The organism is Streptomyces sp. SN-593, assembly GCF_016756395.1.
Taxonomy (GTDB): domain Bacteria; phylum Actinomycetota; class Actinomycetes; order Streptomycetales; family Streptomycetaceae; genus Actinacidiphila; species Actinacidiphila reveromycinica.
This window is the reverse complement of record NZ_AP018365.1, coordinates 3,030,014-3,050,357: the sequence shown is the minus strand read 5'-3', so window position 1 is coordinate 3,050,357 and position 20,344 is coordinate 3,030,014. Positions and strand designations below refer to the sequence as shown.

10 protein-coding genes and 1 pseudogene are annotated in these 20,344 nt (G+C 74.0%); 6 read left to right on the top strand and 5 right to left on the bottom strand.

The genetic code is table 11. The features are described 5' to 3' along the window. Positions 1-15 precede the first annotated feature (15 nt). Positions 16-4,986, top strand: coding sequence for an NAD-glutamate dehydrogenase (locus RVR_RS12545; RefSeq protein ID WP_202233930.1), 4,971 nt, complete (start codon positions 16-18; stop codon positions 4,984-4,986). Positions 4,987-5,184: 198 nt separating this feature from the next. On the opposite strand, the gene RVR_RS12540 is transcribed toward RVR_RS12545, so the two are convergent. The 4 genes from RVR_RS12540 to RVR_RS12525 all read right to left on the bottom strand — a co-directional run bounded on the left by RVR_RS12540 (position 5,185) and on the right by RVR_RS12525 (position 12,795). Continuing rightward, complete coding sequence (locus RVR_RS12540; RefSeq protein ID WP_202233929.1) at positions 5,185-6,084, bottom strand: carbohydrate ABC transporter permease; 900 nt, start codon at positions 6,082-6,084, stop codon at positions 5,185-5,187. A gap of 131 nt (positions 6,085-6,215) precedes the next feature. Next, a complete protein-coding gene (locus tag RVR_RS12535) occupies positions 6,216-7,634 on the bottom strand; it encodes a carbohydrate ABC transporter permease (protein ID WP_430393129.1) in 1,419 nt (472 codons plus the stop codon). A gap of 6 nt (positions 7,635-7,640) precedes the next feature. Next, the gene (locus tag RVR_RS12530; RefSeq protein WP_202233928.1) at positions 7,641-9,050 is read right to left on the bottom strand and encodes an ABC transporter substrate-binding protein; all 1,410 of its coding nucleotides are present in this window, start codon (positions 9,048-9,050) and stop codon (positions 7,641-7,643) included. A 301-nt stretch (positions 9,051-9,351) separates the two neighbouring features. Next, complete coding sequence (locus RVR_RS12525) at positions 9,352-12,795, bottom strand: FtsK/SpoIIIE domain-containing protein (RefSeq protein WP_202233927.1); 3,444 nt, start codon at positions 12,793-12,795, stop codon at positions 9,352-9,354. 454 nt (positions 12,796-13,249) lie between these two features. Between RVR_RS12525 and RVR_RS12520 the strand changes: the two genes are divergently transcribed. From RVR_RS12520 to RVR_RS12505, 5 genes and pseudogenes are all read left to right on the top strand, one after another. Then, positions 13,250-14,941 (top strand): serine/threonine-protein kinase, encoded by a 1,692-nt coding sequence (locus RVR_RS12520; protein ID WP_202233926.1) that lies wholly within the window; start codon positions 13,250-13,252, stop codon positions 14,939-14,941. Positions 14,942-15,252: 311 nt separating this feature from the next. Then, positions 15,253-16,587, top strand: a pseudogene (locus tag RVR_RS37510) (serine/threonine-protein kinase); the annotation flags it as partial. After that, a complete protein-coding gene (locus RVR_RS39305) occupies positions 16,579-17,610 on the top strand; it encodes a DUF8189 domain-containing protein (protein ID WP_488165672.1) in 1,032 nt (343 codons plus the stop codon). The pseudogene RVR_RS37510 and the gene RVR_RS39305, both read left to right, overlap by 9 nt. Positions 17,611-17,794: 184 nt before the next feature. Continuing rightward, positions 17,795-18,913 (top strand): peptide chain release factor 2, encoded by a 1,119-nt coding sequence (prfB, locus tag RVR_RS12510; RefSeq protein WP_202233924.1) that lies wholly within the window; start codon positions 17,795-17,797, stop codon positions 18,911-18,913. Positions 18,914-19,165: 252 nt separating this feature from the next. Next, positions 19,166-20,044, top strand: coding sequence for a hypothetical protein (locus tag RVR_RS12505; RefSeq protein WP_202233923.1), 879 nt, complete (start codon positions 19,166-19,168; stop codon positions 20,042-20,044). Between the two features lie 103 nt (positions 20,045-20,147). Here the strand turns inward: RVR_RS12505 and RVR_RS12500 are convergent, their stop codons facing one another. After that, positions 20,148-20,339, bottom strand: coding sequence for a hypothetical protein (locus tag RVR_RS12500; protein WP_202233922.1), 192 nt, complete (start codon positions 20,337-20,339; stop codon positions 20,148-20,150). Positions 20,340-20,344: the final 5 nt, after the last annotated feature.

The window sequence follows — 20,344 nt, the reverse complement described above, 5'->3', positions numbered from 1 at the left end:
CAGGAGTCAGAGGACATGCAGACCAAGCTGGACGAGGCCAAGGCGGCGCTTCTCGAACGGGCGGCTCTGGCAGGTGAGAACAGCCCTGCGGGAGGACCCCCGGGCCAGGGCCTCGACGCGCAGGCGCTGAACGCGTTCCTCCAGCGCTACTACCTGCACAGCGCGCCCGAGGACCTGATCGACCGAGACCCGGTCGATGTCTACGGTGCCGCGATGTCGCACCACCGCCTCGCGGAGAACCGTCCGCAGGGTACCGCCAACCTCCGGGTGCACACCCCGACGGTGGAGCAGAACGGCTGGCAGTGCAGCCACACCGTGGTCGAGGTCGTCACGGACGACATGCCCTTCCTGGTGGACTCGGTCACCAACGCGCTGACCCAGGCGAACCGGGCGATCCACGTGGTCGTCCACCCGCAGTTCCACGTCCGGCGGGACGTCGCCGGCAAGCTGATCGAGGTCATCGGGTACGCCTCGCAGGCCGAGGGCGAGTCGCTGCCGCACGACGTGCTGGTGGAGTCCTGGATCCACGTCGAGATCGACCGGGAGACCGATCGGGACGACATCAAGGAGATCACCGCCGACCTGCGCCGGGTGCTGTCCGACGTGCGCGAGTCCGTCGAGGACTGGACGAAGATGCGCCAGGCGGCGCTCACCATCGCCGACGAACTGGCCGCCTCCCCGCCGCCGCTGCCGGAGCAGGAGAGCAGCGAGGCATGGGAGTTGATGCGCTGGCTCGCCGACGACCACTTCACCTTCCTCGGCTACCGCGAGTACGAACTGACCACCGCCACCGGTGACGACGCCGAGGGCGGAGGCGAGGACGTGCTCCTGGCCGTGCCCGGCACGGGCCTGGGCATCCTGCGCTCGGACCCGCAGCACCCGCACGACGACGGCACCCACCCCGGGCGCCCCGGCCACGCCACCTCACCGTCCTTCAGCCGGCTGCCTGCCGACGCCCGCAGGAAGGCGCGCGAGCACCGGCTGCTGATCCTGACCAAGGCCAACAGCCGCTCCACGGTGCACCGCCCGTCGTACCTGGACTACATCGGCGTCAAGAAGTTCGACGCCGAGGGCAACGTGACCGGTGAGCGGCGCTTCCTCGGCCTGTTCTCCTCCAGCGCCTACACCGAGTCGGTGCGGCGGGTGCCCGTGGTCCGCCGCAAGGTGGAGGAGGTCCTGGAGGGTTCCGGCTACCAGGCCGGCAGCCACGACGGCCGCGACCTGCTCCAGATCCTGGAGACCTACCCGCGCGACGAGTTGTTCCAGACCGGCGTGGACGAACTGCGCGCGATCGTCACCAGCGTGCTGTACCTGCAGGAGCGCCGGAAGCTGCGTCTGTACCTGCGGCAGGACGAGTACGGCCGGTACTACTCCGCGCTGGTCTACCTGCCCCGGGACCGCTACACCACCGCGGTGCGGCTGCGGCTGACCCACATCCTCCAGGAGGAACTGGGCGGCCGCAGCGTCGACTTCACCGCGTGGAACACCGAGTCGGTGCTCTCCCGGCTGCACTTCGTGATCCGCGTCGACCCCGGCGGCCGGCTGCCCGAGCTGAACGAGTCGGACGTCGAGCGGATCGAGAACCGGCTCGCGGCGGCCGCCCGCTCCTGGGCCGACGGCTTCGCCGAGGCGCTCAACGCCGAGTGCGGCGAGGAGCGCGCCGCCGAACTCGGCCGGCGCTACGCGGACGCGTTCCCCGACGGCTACCGCGCCGACTTCGCGCCGCGGGTCGCCGTGGCGGACCTCCAGCACATCGAGAGCCTGGGCGAGGACGACTTCACGCTCTCGCTCTACGAACCGGTCTCCGCGGCGCCCCAGGAGCGCCGGTTCAAGATCTACCGCACCGGCGCCCCCGTGTCGCTGTCCGCGGTGCTGCCGGTGTTGCAGCGGCTCGGCGTGGAGGTCGTGGACGAACGCCCCTACGAGCTGCGCCGCGCCGACAACTCGCGGGCGTGGGTCTATGACTTCGGGCTCCGCCTCGACCCCGCGCTCGGCGATCTGGGCGACGACGCGCGCGAGCGGTTCCAGGAGGCGTTCGCCGCGACCTGGACCGACCGGGCGGAGAACGACGGCTTCAACTCGCTGGTGCTGCGCGCCGGGCTGGACTGGCGGCAGGCGATGGTGCTGCGCGCCTACGCGAAGTACCTGCGGCAGGCCGGTTCGACCTTCAGCCAGGACTACATGGAGGACACCCTCCGGACGAACGTCCACACCACCCGGCTGCTGGTCAACCTCTTCCAGGCCCGGCTCTCGCCCGACCACCAGAAGGCCGGCCGCGAGCTGACCGACGGCATCCTGGAGGAGCTGGAGGGCGCCCTCGACCAGGTGGCCAGCCTCGACGAGGACCGCATCCTGCGCTCCTTCCTCACCCTGATCAAGGCGACGCTGCGCACCAACTACTTCCAGCGCGGCGCGGACGGCAAGCCGCACTCCTACCTGTCGATCAAGTTCGACCCGCAGGCCGTGCCCGACCTGCCCGCGCCCCGCCCGGCCTACGAGATCTGGGTGTACAGCCCGCGGGTGGAAGGCGTGCACCTGCGGTTCGGGAAGGTCGCGCGCGGCGGACTGCGCTGGTCCGACCGCCGTGAGGACTTCCGCACCGAGGTGCTGGGCCTGGTCAAGGCCCAGATGGTGAAGAACACCGTGATCGTGCCGGTGGGCGCGAAGGGCGGGTTCGTCGGCAAGCGGCTGCCGGACCCGGCAGCCGACCGGGACGCCTGGATGGCCGAGGGCATCGCCTCGTACCGGACGTTCATCTCCGGACTGCTCGACATCACCGACAACCTGGTCGGCGGCGAGGTGGTGCCGCCGCAGGACGTGGTCCGGCACGACGAGGACGACACCTACCTGGTGGTGGCGGCGGACAAGGGCACCGCGTCGTTCTCCGACATCGCCAACGAGGTCGCCGTCTCGTACGGGTTCTGGCTCGGCGACGCCTTCGCCTCCGGCGGGTCGGTCGGCTACGACCACAAGAAGATGGCCATCACCTCCTCCGGCGCCTGGGAGTCGGTGAAGCGGCACTTCCGGGAGACCGGGCACAACACGCAGGAAGAGGACTTCACCGTCGTCGGCATCGGCGACATGTCCGGCGACGTCTTCGGCAACGGCATGCTGCTGTCGGAGCACATCCGGCTGGTGGCCGCCTTCGACCACCGCCACATCTTCCTCGACCCGAACCCGGACGCGGCCACCTCCTACGCCGAGCGGCGCCGGATGTTCGAACTGCCGCGCTCCTCCTGGGCCGACTACGACTCCTCGCTGATCTCGGCCGGAGGCGGGATCTACCCGCGCACCGCCAAGGCGATCCCGGTCAGCGCGGCCGTGCGCGCCGCGCTCGGCATCGGGTCCGCCGGGGCGAAGCTCACGCCGGCCGAGCTGATGAAGGCGATCCTGAAGGCCCCGGTCGACCTGCTGTGGAACGGCGGCATCGGCACGTACGTCAAGGCGTCCACCGAGACGCAGGCGGACGTCGGCGACAAGGCGAACGACCCGATCCGGATCGACGGCACCGACCTGCGGGTCAAGGTGGTCGGCGAGGGCGGCAACCTCGGCTTCACGCAGCTCGGCCGGATCGAGTTCGCGCGTTCCGGCGGGCCCGAGGGCACCGGCGGCCGGATCAACACCGACGCGATCGACAACAGCGCCGGCGTGGACGCCTCGGACCACGAGGTCAACATCAAGGTGCTGCTCAACAGCACCGTCGCCGAAGGCGACATGACGGTCAAGCAGCGCAACGCCCTGCTCGCCGAGATGACCCACGACGTCGGCAACCTGGTGCTGCGCAACAACTACGCGCAGAACGTCGCACTGGCCAACAGCATGGCGCAGACCAGCAGCCTGCTCCACGCGCACCAGCGGTTCATGCGGCGCCTGGCGCGGGACGGCCGGCTGGACCGGGCACTGGAGTTCCTGCCCACCGACCGGCAGATCCGCGAGCGGTCGGCGGCCGGCACGGGCCTGACGCAGCCGGAGATGGCGGTCATCCTCGCCTACGCGAAGATCACGGTGGCCGACGAGCTGATCCAGACCGAGCTGCCGGACGACCCGTACCTGCGGTCGTTGCTGCACGCGTACTTCCCGGTGGCCCTGCGGGAGCGTTTCGCCACGCAGATCGACAACCACGCGCTGCACCGCGAGATCGTCACCACGGTGCTGGTCAACGACACGGTGAACACCGGCGGCACCACCTTCCTGCACCGGTTCCGCGAGGAGATCGGCGCGACCACCGAGGAGATCGTGCGGGCGCACACCGCGGCCCGGGCGATCTTCGACCTCGGCCCGATCTGGGACGCGGTCGAGGCGCTGGACAACACCGTCGCGGCCGACGTGCAGACCCGGATCCGGCTGCATTCTCGGCGGCTGGTCGAGCGCGGCACCCGCTGGCTGCTCAACAACCGCATGCAGCCGCTGCAGATCGCCGAGACCATCGAGTTCTTCGGTGAGGGCGTCACGGCGGTCTGGTCGAAGCTGCCGCAACTGCTGTGCGGCGCGGACCTGGAGTGGTACAGCGGGCTGCACGACGAGCTGACCGCCGCCGGGGTGCCGGACGAGCTGGCGACCAGGGTGGCGGGGTTCTCCTCGGCGTTCCCGGCGCTGGACATCGTGGACGTGGCGAGGCGGGCCGGCAAGGAGCCGCTGGACGTCGCCGAGATCTACTTCGACCTCGCCGACCGGCTGGGCATCACCCAACTGCTGGACCGGATCATCCAGTTGCCGCGGGACGACCGCTGGCAGTCGATGGCGCGGGCCGCGATCCGGGAGGACCTGTTCGCGGCGCACGCGGCGCTCACCGCCGACGTGCTGAGCGCGGGCGAGGCCGGAGCGACCCCGGAGGAGCGCTACAAGGCGTGGGAGGAGCGCAACTCCGGCCTGGTGAACCGGGCGCGGACCACCCTGGAGGAGATCCAGGGCTCGGAGGAGTTCGACCTCGCCAGCCTGTCGGTGGCGATGCGGACGTTCCGCACGCTGCTGCGCACGCACCACTGAGGAAGGGGGCGGGCGCCCGGCAGTGGCGCCCGCCCCACCTGCGTCGCCCCACCTGCGTCGCCCCACCTGCGCCGCCCCCACCCGGGTCGCCGAGCTTCCCGGACCGCCCGCACCGCCGGTCGTGCCGGCCCCTGCCGCGGACACGGCGGCGCCCGTCCACCCGCCGGACGGGCCGGGTGGACGGGCGCCGTGGAAGTGCTACTTGACCGCCCCGGCCATCACACCGGAGACGAACTGCCGCTGGAACGCGAAGAACACGACCAGCGGGACCACCATCGACAGGAAGGCGCCGGGCGCCAGGATGTCGATGTTGTCGCTGAACTGCCGTACCTGCTGCTGGAGGGCGACCGTGATCGGCTGCGAGTCGCTGTTCGCGAAGATCAGCGCGACCAGCATGTCGTTCCACACCCACAGGAACTGGAAGATGCCGAGCGAGGCGATAGCCGGGCCGCCCAGCGGCATGATCACCCGGACGAACAGCCGCAGTTCGCCGGCGCCGTCCAGCCGCGCCGCCTCCAGCAGTTCGCGGGGGATCTCCGCGAAGAAGTTCCGCAGCAGGAAGATCGCGAACGGCAGCCCGAAGGCGGTGTGGAAGAGCACCACCCCGGAGATGTCGCCGAAGATCCCGATCTTGCCGAAGAGCTTCGCCACCGGGACCAGCGCCACCTGCACCGGCACCACGAGCATCGCCACCACGCCGATGAACCACCAGTCGCGGCCGGGGAACTCCATCCACGCGAAGGCGTAGCCGGCCAGCGACCCGATCACCACGACCAGCACGGTGGCCGGCACGGTGATCAGCGCGGTGTTCCACAGCGAACTGGTGATCGCGTGGTTGTCCAGCAGGGAACGGTAGTTGGTGACCGTGAGCTGGGTCGGCGAGGTGAACACCTTCCACCAGCCGGTGGCCGCGATGTCCTGCCGGCTGCGCAGGCTGGACAGCAGCAGCCCGACCGTGGGCATCAGCCAGAACAGCGCCACCACCAGCAGCACCAGCCGGAGCAGGCCGCCGCTCGCCGCGCCGGCCAGCCGCGCGCCGATCCCGCGCCGCCCGGCGCCGGAGGCCGTGCGCGGTGCGCCCGTCCCGGCCGTCTCCACGCCCCCGTCCGTACCCGGGCCCCGGTCCGTACCCGTGCCCCGGTCCGTACCCGTGCCCGTCCTCGCGCCCGTGCTCCTCCCCGGACCCGTGGGCGCACCCGCTCCCGCACCCGCGTCCGTCGCGTCCGCGCTCATCGCCGTCCCTCCCTGCGCAGCCGCCGGATGTTGAAGATCATGACCGGCAGCACCAGCAGCAGCAGGATCACGCCGATCGCGCTGCCGACGCCCAGGTCGTTGCCGCCGCCGAAGGACGACAGGTAGAGCTGGAGCGCGAGCACGTTGGCGTTCGACTGGGTGTTGCCCGGCGCGATGATGTAGACGAGGTCGAAGATCTTCAACACGTTGATCATCAGTGTCACCATCACCACCACCAGCACGGGAGCCAGCAGCGGCACGGTGATCCGGCGGAAGACCTGCCACTCGCCCGCGCCGTCCACCCGGGCCTGCTCCAGCAGCTCGCGCGGCACCCCGGCGAGTCCCGCCGCGATCAGCACCATGGCGAAACCGGCCCACATCCACACGTAGGAGCCGATGATCGACGGGGTGACCAGGTCCGGTCCGAGCCAGTTGATGCCGTTGTACTTGCCGGAGAAGTTCGAGGCGGGCAACCGCAGTCGGGCGCCGGCCGCCTTCCCCGGCAGCGCGTAGGTGCCGTCCTTGCCGGACTTGGCCGAGGCGATCACCTTGCCGTTCTCGACCGCCTCCACCTTCACCCCGGACAGCGCCTTCTCACCCGGGTCGATCACGTCGGGCTTGCCGGTGCCGCCGGGCCGGAAGTCCAGCCACACCGTGCCCGTGACCTGGCCCGGCTTCGCCGCGGCCGGCTTGGCCTGCTGCGCGTCGGACGGCAGTTCGGTCTGCGGGATGCCGACCAGCGGCAGGTCCGCCGAGGTGCCGACACGCGCGGCGGAGGTCGAGGTGAACGACCCGCCGGCGGTCGGCTTCAGGTCGCTGTCCGGCCGCGGACGCGCCCCCGGGTAGGCGGAGTTGCTGGTGAACGTGTCGTGCACGGCCACCACCACGGCGTTCGCCACCCCGCGCGAGGGGTCCTGCTCGTACACCAGCCGGAAGATGATGCCCGCGGCCAGCATCGAGATGGCCATCGGCATGAAGATGACCAGCTTGAACGCGGTGCTCCAGCGCACCCGTTCGGTGAGCACCGCGAAGACCAGCCCGAGACCGGTCGCCACGGTCGGCGCCACCACCACCCAGATCGCGTTGTTGCGGACCGCGGTGAGGATGCCGTGGTCGGTGAAGACCGTACGGAAGTTCTTCAGGCCGACGAACGAGTCACCGCTGGCGTCGAAGAGGCTGCGGTAGACCGTGTAGCCGATCGGATAGGCCACCAGCGCGCCCAGCAGGACGAGCGCGGGCAGCAGGAACAGCGCGGCGATCCACGGGCGGGTGCCCATGATGCTGCGGCGCTTGCCGGGGCGCCGGCCGGAGCCGGGCCCCTCGACGGAGCCGGGACCGGCGGGAGCCGGGACGGCGGAGACGCCGCCACCCGCTCCCACCGGACCGCTCGCCCCTGGAACAGAGGCGTCAGCCATCCGACCTCAGCTCCCGTACGCCTTGGCCGCGTCCGACTCCAGCTTCGCCTGCGTGCCGGCCACATCGGACGGCTTGGCGAGGAAGTCCTGGAGGTCCTTCCACTCGCCCTGGCCCTTGGTGCCGCCGAAGGCCGCGGGCGCCTGGTCCGACATGTCGAACCGGAAGTCGTCGCCGGAGGCGATCAGCGACTGGGCGATGGTGCGCTCGGTCGCGTCCGGGTACGCCGAGAACGGCAGCGACTTGTTCGGCGAGAGGTAACCGCCGCTGGACGCCCAGATCTTGGCCGCGTCGGTGGACGCCACGTAGGTGAGCAGCGCCTGCGCGCCCGCGTTGTCCTTCAGCGCCACGCCGACGTCGCCGCCGCTGACCACCGGCGCCTTGCCGTTGCCGACGGCCGGGAACGGGAACACCTTCGCGTCCGTGCCGACCTTCGCCTTGGTGTTGGCGGTGATGAACGACGACACGAAGTCGGCCTCGTAGACCATCGCGGCCTTCGGCGGGTTGCCGCTGAACACCTGGGTCACCGACTTCGGGAAGTCGTCGGCGAGCGCCGTGGAGGTGCCGCCGGCGACCAGGTCCTTGTTGCCGAAGAGCTGCGCCAGCGTGGTCAGCGCGGTCTTGACCGACGGGTCCGTCCACTTGATCGTGTGCGCGGTCAGCTCGTCGTACTTCTCCGGACCGGCCTGCGAGAGGTAGATGTTCTCGAACCAGTCGGTGAGGGTCCAGCCGTCCCCGCCGCCGATCGACACCGCCGGGGTGCCGGACTCGTAGACGGTCTCGGCGGTCTTCAGGAAGTCCGACCAGGTCTTCGGCACGGTCGCGCCCGCGTTGCTGAAGGCCGAGGTGTTGTACCAGATCAGCGACTTGTTGGCGACCTTGGCGTAGACCCCGTACTGCTTGCCCTTCCAGGCGCCCAGGTCCTGCCAGCCCTTGGAGTAGTTCTTGCTCAACTGCGCCTGCGCGCTCGCGCCGAGCGGCTTCAGCCAGCCCTTGTCCGCGAACTGGTGCAGCACGCCGGGCTGGGCGAGGAACGCCACGTCCGGCGGGGCGCCGCCCTCGATCTTCGTGCCGAGGAAGGTCGACTGGCTGTCACCGGTCGGTACGAAGGTGGACTTCGCCCCGGTGAGCTTGTCGAACTGGTCCAGCACCTTCTGGAACGCCTTCTGTTCGGGGCCGGTCCACACCGCCGCGACCTCGAGCTTCTGCCCGTGCAGGTCGGGCAGGTTCAGCTCGCTCCCGTCACTCCCCGATGAGGAGGCCGACGACGTGCTCTTGGAATCGTCTTTCTTGTCACTGTCCCCGCCGCAGGCCGCGGTGGTGAGCGCGAGCGCGGACACCGCCACCGCCGCGAGAGCTATGCGCGTAGTGCTGCGTCGTCGCGCGTAGGTGATGTGAGTGCGCCTTACGGTACGCATGTCGTGTTCCCCTCAGTCCCGTTGGCGACTGTCTACGCCCGGCGCGATGGCGCTCGCAAGGTCTTGCGCGAGCTTGCGGGGGTCATTGTGACGATGCCGTGATCTTGAAGCGAACCCTTCGGGGGCAGGGTAGGACGGACCGTCAGGTCAGGGTCGAAAGCCGCGCCTCATCGTGGCTGCCCGGGCGGTGCCGTGGAGCTGTCGAGGCGTCACCAGAGCGTCGGTCGGGCGCTGTTGGGGGAAAGACGAGGGAGGCGGGCGTCGAGGACACCCGCGGACGGGCGCTCGACGCGTGCGGAGGTCAGATGCGCGGCTGGATCAGCGCGGCCGGCGCGGTGGCGGCCGAGGGCAGCGGAGCGCGCGGCGCGGCGGCGTCGTCGGCCGGCGTCTCGGCGGCACGCTGGAGGGCGCTGGCCAGGAGCGCCAGGTCGGTCGGCCCGTTGCCGAGTTCGCGCACCTGGCGGCGGGCCGGCGGGTCGCCCATCCGCTCCCACTCCAGCGGCACCACGGTCGGCCGCAGCGTCGCCGTCCGCGGGATGCGCGCGCTGACCCGGGCGGCCTGGAACGGCGTCACCGCGCCGCCGGGGCGCCTCAGGTAGCCGCGTCCGGGCACCGCGTCGTCCAGCCCCGCCGGATCCTCGACATGGACCAGCAGCGCCGCCGACTCCGGGTCGGCGGTCCGCAACGCGATGCGCAACCGGGCCCGTTCGTCGGTCTCGGTGCCCGCGGTCCGCTCGGGCCGGCCGGTCGCGGCGAACAGGTGCACGCCCAACCGTTCGCCGTCACGCGCCACCGCCTCCAGCGCCCGCACCACGCTGCCCGCGGACGGCCGCCCCGGGCTGCCGAGCCCCGGCGCCACGAGCGCGTCGAAGTCGTCCACGACGACGACCAGGCGCGGGAGCACGGGCCGCACGCCGCCCCCGGGGCCGCCTCCGCTCGCCGAGCCGCTCCCGCCCACCGAAGCGCCCGCCCCGGCGGAACCGCCCGCGCCCACCGAAGCACTCGCGCCGCCTACGGAAGCACTCGCGCCGCCCCCCGTACGCGCTCCGCCTGAGGCCGCGCCCCGGCCGCCACCCGCACCCGTACCGGGCCCCGCACCCGCACCCGTGCCCGACCCGGACCCCGGACCCTGGTCCGCGCCCGGGGCGCCCCTGCGCCCGCCCTGGTGCGGCACCATCCCCGCCGCCGGGCCCCGGCCGTGCCACGCCGCGAAGTCCTCGCCGCCCAGCACCTCCGCCCGCCGCTTCAGCTCCGCGCTCAGCGCCTGCGCGAACTCCCGCATCCGGACCGGGTCCGAGGCCACCAGGTGGGTGGAGACGTGCGGCAGGTCCGCGCAGGAGCCGAGCCCCTCGCCGTGTTCCGTCCCCGCGCCGTCCACCAGCACCAGGGCCAGCCGCTCCGGCCGGTCGGCCGCCGCCAGGGCCGCCACCACCGAGCGCAGCAGCTCCGTCTTGCCGGAGCCCGGCGCGCCCCCGAGCATCGCGTGCGGCCCCTCCGCCACCAGGTCCACGGCCACCCGGCCGCCCGCGCCCACCCCGATCACCGCGGTGGCCCCGGAGGCGGCACCGGGCGCCTCGGCCCACCGCGCCGCGATCCGCGCCGGCGTCGCGATCGCCAGGTCGAGCTCGTCCAGCAGCCGTACCGCGCCGGGCAGCACATGCCGCGAGGGCACGTCCACCGCCCCCGCGTCGGCCTCCCGCAGCGGCGCGAGGGCCCGGGCGAAATGCTCGGCCCACGCCGCCGACACCGCGTCCAGCACGACCACGCCGTCCACGGGCTCCGCCGGGTGGGCGCCCGCGCCCGCCGCCGCGTCGCCGTCGGCCCCCGGGGCCGGCTCCAGCCGCAGCGTGGTCGCCACGTCGCCGCAGACCCGGGCGGTCAGACCGCCCTGGACGGCGGGGCGCTCCCCGGTCTCGACGAGGCACAGCAGATGGATGCCGGCCGACGGTCCGGCCACGGCTATCCGGCCCAGCGCGTCGCGCAGCGCCGCCGAGCCGGGGTCTCCGTCGAGGACGACCAGGGTGTACGGGCCGTCGTGGCGGGCGGCGGCCGCGGCGACCGCGGACGGCGGCGCGCTCGCCCAGCCGGGCCCCAGCGGCCCGGACTCCAGCCGCCGTACCAGCTCGGAGACGCGCGCCTCGGCCTGGTCGCGGTCGAAGGCGAGCAGCAGCCGGCAGTCCTGGCCGTGCGCGGGACGCAGGTGCGGCAGCCAGTTCAGCCAGGACCACTCCTCGGTGCGCTCGTCCGCACCCCGGGTCCGGTCGGCGCTGACCAGCGCCACCTCCAGCACGGCGGGGGAGTGCAGCGCGCAGAGCTGCGCGAGCACCGCCCGGGCCAGCCCGGCCAGCCGCGGCCGGGGCCCGGCCAGCGTGAGCGAGGAACTGGCCGGCGCCCGCAGGTCCACGGTGTACGGGGCGTCGCGCAGCAGGCCGCCGCCGTCCGGCGCGGCCAGGTCGGCGGTGCCCAGGCGCACCGTCAGCGCGTCGGGGTGGGCGTGGCCGCGCTCCCACAGCCGCCGGCCCGGGCCGAGTGCGGTCAGCAGGACCGCCGCCGGGTCCGGCCAGCGCCCGCGCAGCGCCTCCGCGGCAGCCGGGTCGTTTGCGGCGGGCACGGGTCCGCCGTCGTCGGGCCCGGGCCGGCTGCCGGCCAGCCGACGGGCCCAGGCGCCTATGGCGCCGACGACGCCGGCGCGCGGCGGCTCGTCGAGGTCGCGGCGGTTGCGCTCGCCGGTGGGGCGCCGGGAACTGTCCGCGGCGGGCGGTTCGGCGGGCGGCCACTCCGGTTCGGCCGTGCCGCCCGGACGGGAGCCGGTTCCGTGAGCGGGCCCTCCACCATTGCCGCTGCCCCTGCCGCTGCCCGGGGGGTTGCCGCTGACGTCCCCGCCCGCCCCGGGCCGGTCCGCGCCGTACGCGTCCGCGCCGCCGCCGGCCTCCTCCCGCGGGTGCGCGCCGGCGGTGGCCGCGGCGTCGTACGGGCCGCCGCCGAACGCGCCGGAGCCGTCCTGCTCCGCGGCCGCCTCGGGCCCGCCGGCGCCGCGTGAGGCGACCCGCAGGTGCCCCTCGCCGTCCGGGGCGGTCGCCAGCGGCGCGGGAGTGGCCGGGTGCGCCGGGGTGAGGCCGAGCGTGGACTCGCCGATCCGCAGCAGCGCGCCGGGCGCGAACGGCAGCGGGTGGACGCCGACCGGGCGGCCGGACAGGGTGGTGCCGTTGGTCGAGCCGAGGTCGGCGACGGTGACCGTGCCGTCTGAGCCGACCGCGATCTCGCAGTGCAGGCGCGAGACGTCCGGGTCGTCGAGCGGCACGTCGGCGTCGGCCGAGCGGCCGACCGCCGCCTGGCCGCCCTGGAGCAAGTGCACCCCGCCCGCGTCGGGGCCGCCGACCACGTGCAGCGCGGCCAGGTCGGCCGGCGGCCTGCCGTACTGCCCGAAGCGGCCGTACTGGCCGTGATCGCCGTGCTGGCCCTGGTCGCCGTGCTGCTCGGCGGGGGCGTGCAGCGACAGGAGCGCGCCGTCCACGAGCGGCGGTGCGCCCAGCACCGCGGTCGGGGCGAGGCGGCCGGTGCCGGCGTACAGCGCGACGGGGGCGCCCGAGGCGCGGCCGCCGGGACGCGCCGTGCCGGCCGCCGAGGCGAGGGCGCCCGCCACGGCGCCCAGGGTGGTGCCCGCGGGGGCCGTGACGAGCACGTCACACCCGCGAGCTGCCCGGCCGCTGCCGCGCGGCCCGAGGACGGTCAGCCGGATCTGCATCTCGTCCGCGGTCCCTTCTCCCCGTGGCCCGGGCACGCGCCGGGAAGACCCTCCCCGCCCGCGTCCGCGCCTCGACGTACGCCTATGCCGTCACCCCCGCGGCGCCCCTACGGGTGCGTGTGCACGGTGACTTGACGCATGCATCCTCCCACCCTCCGCCGCCCCTTCGCCCCCACCCTCCCCCGGAGCCGGCCGCACCGGGCACGCCACCCGGCCCCCACCGGGCCCGCCACCCGGCCCCACCGGGGGCCCCACCGGGCCCGCCACCCGGTACCGCGGCACGGTCGGCCGCGGCGGCGCGGGCGGGCCAGGGGGTGCGGGCGGACCGTTCCTGCGGGGGAGGGCAACCGCCGGAGGTGGCGCGGCGTCTCCAGGGGAACCCGGCACCGCGCCGCGGCAGGCTCTACGCTGGGCCGGACCGGGAAGAACCATCAGGCAGCAGGGAGCGCATGACGTGCGGCCGGTAGGCAGCAAATACCTTCTGGAGGAACCGCTCGGACGCGGTGCCACCGGGACCGTCTGGCGTGCCCGGGTGCGCGACGACGACTCCCTGGTCGCGGTCAAGGTCCTCAAGGAGGAACTGGCCGGCGACCCGGACGTGGTGATGCGCTTCCTGCGGGAGCGCTCCGCCCTGCTCCGGCTGCGCCACCCGCACATCGTGCGGGTCCGCGACCTGGTGGTCGAGGGCGATCTGCTCGCCCTGGTCATGGACCTGATCGACGGCCCGGACCTGCACCGCTACCTGCGGGAGAACGGCCCGTTCAGCCCGGTCGGCACCGCCCTGCTGACCGCCGCGGTCGCCGACGCGCTGGCCGCCAGCCATGCCGACGGCATCGTGCACCGCGACCTCAAGCCCGCCAACGTGCTGCTCGCCACCACCACCGGCGAGGACGGCACCGAGTCGATGCACCCGATGCTCACCGACTTCGGCATCGCCCGGCTGGCCGACTCCCCGGGGGTGACCCGCACCCAGGAGTTCGTGGGCACCCCGGCGTACGTCGCCCCGGAGTCCGCGCAGGGCCGCCCGCAGACGTCGGCCGTCGACGTCTACGGCGCCGGCGTGCTGATGTACGAGCTGGTCACCGGGCGCCCGCCGTTCCGCGGCGAGTCCGCGCTGGAGGTGCTGCGCGCCCACATGACCGACCAGGCGGTGCGCCCGGGCAACGTGCCGGAACCGCTGTGGACCGTCATCGAGCGCTGCCTGCGCAAGGACCCCGAGCAGCGGCCCGGCGCGGAGAACCTGGCGCGGGCGCTGCGGGTGGTCGCCGCGGGCGTGGGGGTGCACGCCAGCCCGGCGCAGGTCGAGGCCGCGTTCGGGGTGGGCGCGCTGCTCGGCCCCGAGGCCGACCCGGCCGTGGTGCCGGGCACCGGCGACGCCGAGCCGACCCAGGTGCTGCCGGCCGGCAGCACGGCGTACGACCCGAACGCGACGACCGGCGTGCTGTCCTCGGACCGCTACCGCGGTGTGGTGGAGGCCGCCGACGCCGCGAACGCCGCCGACGCTGCCGGGGCGGGCTCCGACCCGGCCGGCGCCGCCGACGGCACCCGCGTGCTGCCCGCCGCCGAGGCCCAGGGCCCGCCGCAGGCCCAGGGCCCGCACCCGTGGGAGTCCCAGCTCAGCGCCGCCCGCCACCGCAACGAGCAGACCGAGGTCAGCCGGCGGGAGATGGACCCGCTCCACCGCCGCCCGGTCCGCCGGCCGCAGCAGCAGCCCGCGCAGCCGCCGCAGCAGTACGGCGGCCCCCGGCAGGGCGGCCAGGGCCGGTCCGGTCCGTACGGCTACCCGCAGCAGCAGGCCCCGCAGCCCCAGCAGCGCTACCAGCCGCCCCCGCAGAGCCACGCACCCCAGCGGTACGAACCCCAGCGCCCGCCGGCCCCGGCGCCGCCCGCCCGCGCCCGCGAGCCGCGCGAGCCGCGGCGCAGCGCCAACCCGATGAAGATCCCGGGCCTCGGTTGCCTGAAGGGCTGCCTGATGGTGGTCCTGGTGCTCGTCGTCATCTTCGTCGTGGTCTGGTACACGACGCCGCTGCCGGACTGGGTGAACAGCACCCGCAACCTGTGGGACGCGACGTCGAGTTGGGTGCACACCGCGTGGGACAAGGTCTCCGCGATCACCGGCGACTCCGGCGGCGGCTCGGGCAACTGACGGCGGCCCGCCCACGGTTCGCCCGACCCTCTCCCCGGTTCGCCCGCTCCTTCTCCGCTGCCGCGCCGCCCCACGGCGGGCGGGCGCCCGCGCCTTCTTCCGCACCCTTGTTTGAGGATTTGTCGACTTCCAGAGGGTGATTTCTCCGGCAGAACGCCTCCTCACCGGCCGGGGGCGTCCCGAACTGCCCCCGGGCCGCGTAGCTTTGTCGCCAACACGAGCCATCACGCGGTGCCGCACGGCGTCCCGGTCCCACCCGGCGCCCGCGACCGATGGCGACGCGGCGGACCGTCGGAGGAGTCGGAGCAGCCTTGGCCAGGAAGATCGGCAGCCGGTACACCGCCCACCAGGTGCTGGGACGCGGTTCCGCGGGCACCGTGTGGCTCGGCGAGGGACCCGAAGGCCCGGTCGCCATCAAGCTGCTGCGCGAGGACCTCGCCTCCGACCAGGACCTGGTGGGCCGCTTCGTGCAGGAGCGCACCGCGCTGCTGTCCCTGGACGACCCGCACATCGTCGGCATCCGCGACCTCGTGGTCGACGGCAGCGACCTCGCCCTGGTGATGGAGCTGGTGCGCGGCACCGACCTGCGCTCCCGGCTGGAGCGCGATCGCCGCCTGCCGCCCGAGGCGGCGGTCGCGATCGCCGTCGACGTCGCGGACGGCCTGGCCGCCGCCCACGCCGGCGGCGTGGTGCACCGCGACGTGAAGCCCGAGAACGTGCTGCTCGACTCGGCCGCCCCGCCCGGGCCCGGCGGCGCCCCGCCCGCGCTGCTCACCGACTTCGGCATCGCCCGCCTCGTGGACACCCCGCGCCGCACCCGCGCGACCCGGATCATCGGCACCCCCGACTACCTCGCCCCCGAGATCATCGAGGGACTGCCGCCGCGCGCCTCCGTCGACATCTACGCCCTGGCCACGGTGCTGTACGAACTCCTGGCCGGGTTCACGCCGTTCGGCGGCGGCCACCCCGGCGCCGTCCTGCGCCGGCACGTCACCGAGGCCGTCCAGCCGCTGCCCGGGCTGTCCGGGGAGCTGTGGCAGATCCTCGCGCAGTGCCTGGCCAAGGCCCCGGCGTCCCGGCTGAAGGCGGGGGAGCTCGCCGCGCGGCTGCGGGAGCTGCTGCCGGACCTGGCCGGAGAGCCGGCGCTGGACGTGGCCGCGCCGGGCGCCGGGGGAGAGCCGGAGCGGGCCGGCGGCGTGTACGACGACGCGGACGAGCCGGCCCGGCCCGCCGGCTTCGGCGTCGATCCCGATCCCGCGCGCTCCGGCGCCGGCGGCGGCACCGGGCGGCCGGACCGCGACCGCAGACGCGGTGCGGTGCCGCTGGTGCGCGGCGCCGCCCCGGACTCCAGCCGCGACACCCACACGAGCATCAAGCTCCCCACCGCCGAGGAACTGGCCGGGTTCGGCGCCGAGGCCGCCCGCCCCGGCCGCGGCGGCCACCCCGAGGCGCCGGTCGGCCCGGCCGGCGCGGGCGCCGGCGGCGGCAAGGGCGCGGGAAAGGGCCGGGCCTCCGCCCCCGACCGCCCGGCCAGCCCCCGCCACCGCTCGGTCTCCGACGCCGTGCGCCAGCGGCGGATCAAGCTCGCCGCGGCCGCCGCGGCCGCGCTCGCCGTCGCCGGGCTCGGCGGTTGGGGCATCGCGTCGGCCGGCTCCGCCGACCACGGCGGCCACTCCGGCTCCGGCGGCACCTCCCGCGACGACAAGGGCGACGCGACCGCCACCGACCCGGACACCGACCCGGCCCGCGACACCAGCGCCGACCACACCGCCACAGCCGCACCGACCGGCGCCGCCGACTCCCCGCAGGGCCGCACCGGGGCACCGGTCGACCTGCCGAAGTGGTCGGCCTTCCACGACGCGCCCGCCGCCGGCGTGGCGCTGACCGGCGGCCCCCGGGTGCTCGTCATGGGCGGCGACACCTACGTCTTCGCCCGCGGAACCGACAAGAACGTCTGGTACGTGGTCCGGGACGGCTCGGGCTACGGCCCCTGGCACAAGCTCACCGGGATAAGCGTCCAGGCCGACCCGGCGGTGGTGTCCGCCCGGTCCGGGTCGATCGACCTGTTCGCCCTCGGCACCGACGGCCTGCTCTACCGCCGCACCCTGGCCGGCGGCTACTGGCAGCCCTGGCTCCAGGTGGACGAGCGCACCCACTTCGACGCGGCCCCGGCGGCCGCCTCCTCCGCGCCCGGCCGGATCGACCTGGTCGGACGGGTCGGCGGCGACCTCGTCACCGCCTCCCTGGTGGACGGCCGCTGGAACGCCTGGGCGACCGTGCCCGCGCCGGGCCGGATCAAGGACGCGCCCGCGCTGGTCTCCACCGGCCGCGGCAGCCTGGACGCCTTCGTCGTGCGCAAGGCCGACAACGCGGTGCTGCGGCTGCCGTTCTCCGACGGCGCCTGGCGGCCCGCGTCCGTGCTCACCACGGTCGACGGCAGCGCCCGGGTGGAGGCGCTGCCCGCCGGCGACCACCTCTACGTCTTCTCCGGCGGCCTGGTGGTCGACGCGGCGGACGACCGTGGCGCCGAGGGCGCCGCGCCGGCCGGCGCCCTGGCCCGGCCCGAGGGCGCGATCGGCCCGGTCGGTGCCGGCGCCTCCTCCCGCACCCTGGAGGTCTACCTGCTGACCGCGGGGGGCCGGCTCTCCCGCGCGACGGCCACCGCGTGAGCCGGGGGAGCGTACGCCGCGGGCTGCCGCCCGGCCCGGCGTACGGGGCCCTGTGTACGGCCCGGCCGTACGGCCCGGCACCGGGCCCGTGGGACGTCCCGCGCGGCGCACCGGGCGACCTGCTCCGAGACCGCCGTTCGACCGAAAACCGCCCTTCACCCGACCAGCCGGTAGGCTGGACCCCGTGGCGATCGTCGACGTTTCCGAAGAACTGAAGTCCCTCTCCTCCACCATGGGGTCGATCGAGGCCGTACTGGACCTCGACCGGATGCGGGGCGACATCGCCGCGCTCGAGGAGCAGGCCGCGGCGCCCTCCCTCTGGGACGACCCGGAGAACGCGCAGAAGGTCACCAGCCGCCTCTCGCACCTCCAGGCCGAGCTGCGCAAGACCGAGGCGCTCCGCGGCCGGATCGACGACCTCGGGGTGCTCTTCGAACTCGCCGAGGCCGAGGACGACGCCGACACCCGCACCGAGGCCGAGGCCGAGCTGGAGCAGGTCCGCAAGGCGCTGGACGAGATGGAGGTCCGCACCCTCCTGTCCGGCGAGTACGACGCCCGCGAGGCGCTGGTCAACATCCGCGCCGAGGCCGGCGGCGTGGACGCCGCGGACTTCGCCGAGCAGCTCCAGCGGATGTACCTGCGCTGGGCCGAGCGGCACGGCTACCCCACCGAGGTCTACGAGACGTCGTACGCGGAGGAGGCCGGCATCAAGTCGACCACCTTCACCGTCAAGGCGCCGTACGCCTACGGCACGCTCTCCGTCGAGCAGGGCACCCACCGCATGGTGCGGATCTCGCCCTTCGACAACCAGGGGCGCCGGCAGACCTCCTTCGCCGGGGTCGAGGTGCTGCCCGTCGTCGAGCAGTCCGACCACGTCGAGATCGACGAGTCCGAGCTGCGCGTCGACGTCTACCGCGCGTCCGGCCCCGGCGGCCAGGGCGTCAACACCACGGACTCCGCCGTCCGCATCACCCACCTGCCGACCGGCATCGTGGTCTCCTGCCAGAACGAGCGCTCGCAGATCCAGAACAAGGCGAGCGCGATGAACGTCCTCCAGGCCAAGCTGCTCGAACGGCGCCGCCAGGAGGAGCAGGCCCTGATGGACTCGCTCGGCAAGAGCGATGGCGGCAACTCCTGGGGCAACCAGATGCGTTCGTACGTCCTGCACCCGTACCAGATGGTGAAGGACCTGCGGACCGAGCACGAGGTCGGCAACCCGCAGGGCGTGCTCGACGGCGACATCGACGGGTTCATCGAGGCGGGCATCCGCTGGCGCAAGTCCCGCGAGAAGACCGACGCGTGACGGGCCGCCGCGACGGCAGTCGCGTCGCCCGTGTCACAGTGCTGTACAGAACTGACGGGCACAGGCGGGCAATTCGCCCAAGGCGTCCGTAACGGCCTTGACGGTCCCGGGCAAAGTGGCGAGGGTGTTGCGCGGCATGCGCAACTTCATGCGGTGTGAGCGTTTGGGGCGGGCGCATCCGGGCCCCAGTGGCACCGCACTCCGCATCGCTGCGCATCCCTAAGCAGACATTCTGATGGGGGTACTTGAGACATGACCAAGCGCAACACACGGCTGCGCGTCACCCGCATAGCCGCGGCCGCCGTCATCGCGGCCGGCGCCTCCCTGACGGCCGTGGGCGCGGCCCAGGCCGCCTCCCAGCCGAGCGGCACCTCGAACGTGCAGCCGGCTGACGCGCCGGGCGACACGCTCGGCGTCACCAACGGCGGCGACACGCTCGGTGTGACCATCGGTGGTACCGACGACGGCGGTACCGGTGACAACGGTGGCACCACTGACGACGGCGGTACGACCGACAACGGCGGTACGACCGACGACGGCGGTACCGGTGACAACGGCGGTACGACCGACGACGGCGGTACCACTGACAACGGTGGGACCACCGACGACGGCGGTACCGGTGACAACGGCGGTACGACCGACGACGGCGGTACCACCGACGACGGCGGGACGACCGACAACGGTGGGACCACCGACGACGGCGGTACCGGTGACAACGGCGGGACGACCGACAACGGTGGCACCACCGACAACGGCGGGACCACCGACAACGGCGGGACGACCACCTCGGGTGGTTCCTCCTCCGGCGGCTCCACCTCCGGCGGTTCGTCGAGCACGGGCGGTTCGTCGTCCTCCGGCGGTGGCTCCTCCACCTCGGGTGGCTCGTCCACCTCGGGCGGCAACGACAACACCTGCACCCTGTCCGGCGACAGCGTCGACTGCGGCAACAACGCCAGCACCGACAACCAGCAGGTCCAGCAGGGCCAGACCACCTCGCAGCTGGCCGAGACCGGCTCCAGCGGCACCACCTTCATGATCATCGGGGCCGCGACCCTGATCGCGGGCGGGATCGGCTTCCGCCTCACCCCGCGCCTGGTCAACCGCGGCGGCGGCAACGGCGCCGCGGCCTGACGGTCGCAGCGGCACGACAAGGCAGGCCCGGAGCGCCGAAGCGCTCCGGGCCTGCCTTGTCGTCCGTGTCATTTGGTCTCCGCCCCCGCCGGGCGGGCGGGCGTCACGCGGTGGCGTGCTCCACGACGAGGACCACCGCCAGCAGCGCCACCAGGAGCGCTATCAGCGTGGCGGGGGATATCGTCGACCAGCCGCCCTCCTGCTCCATGCGCGCGCGGTTCGCGCGGCAGACCGGGCAGCGGCCCTCGCTCACGGGGCCGGCGCAGTTGGCACACACCAGTCGGTCGAACGTCATCGCGC

Excerpts from the sequence above, each read along its gene's own strand:
- RVR_RS12545 (WP_202233930.1), top strand. The coding sequence starts at position 16 with ATGCAGACCAAGCTGGACGAGGCCAAGGCGGCGCTTCTCGAACGGGCG.
- RVR_RS12535 (WP_430393129.1), bottom strand. The coding sequence starts at position 7,634 with ATGGCTGACGCCTCTGTTCCAGGGGCGAGCGGTCCGGTGGGAGCGGGT.
- RVR_RS12530 (WP_202233928.1), bottom strand. The coding sequence starts at position 9,050 with ATGCGTACCGTAAGGCGCACTCACATCACCTACGCGCGACGACGCAGC.
- RVR_RS12525 (WP_202233927.1), bottom strand. The coding sequence starts at position 12,795 with ATGCAGATCCGGCTGACCGTCCTCGGGCCGCGCGGCAGCGGCCGGGCA.
- RVR_RS12505 (WP_202233923.1), top strand. The coding sequence starts at position 19,166 with ATGACCAAGCGCAACACACGGCTGCGCGTCACCCGCATAGCCGCGGCC.
- RVR_RS12500 (WP_202233922.1), bottom strand. The coding sequence starts at position 20,339 with ATGACGTTCGACCGACTGGTGTGTGCCAACTGCGCCGGCCCCGTGAGC.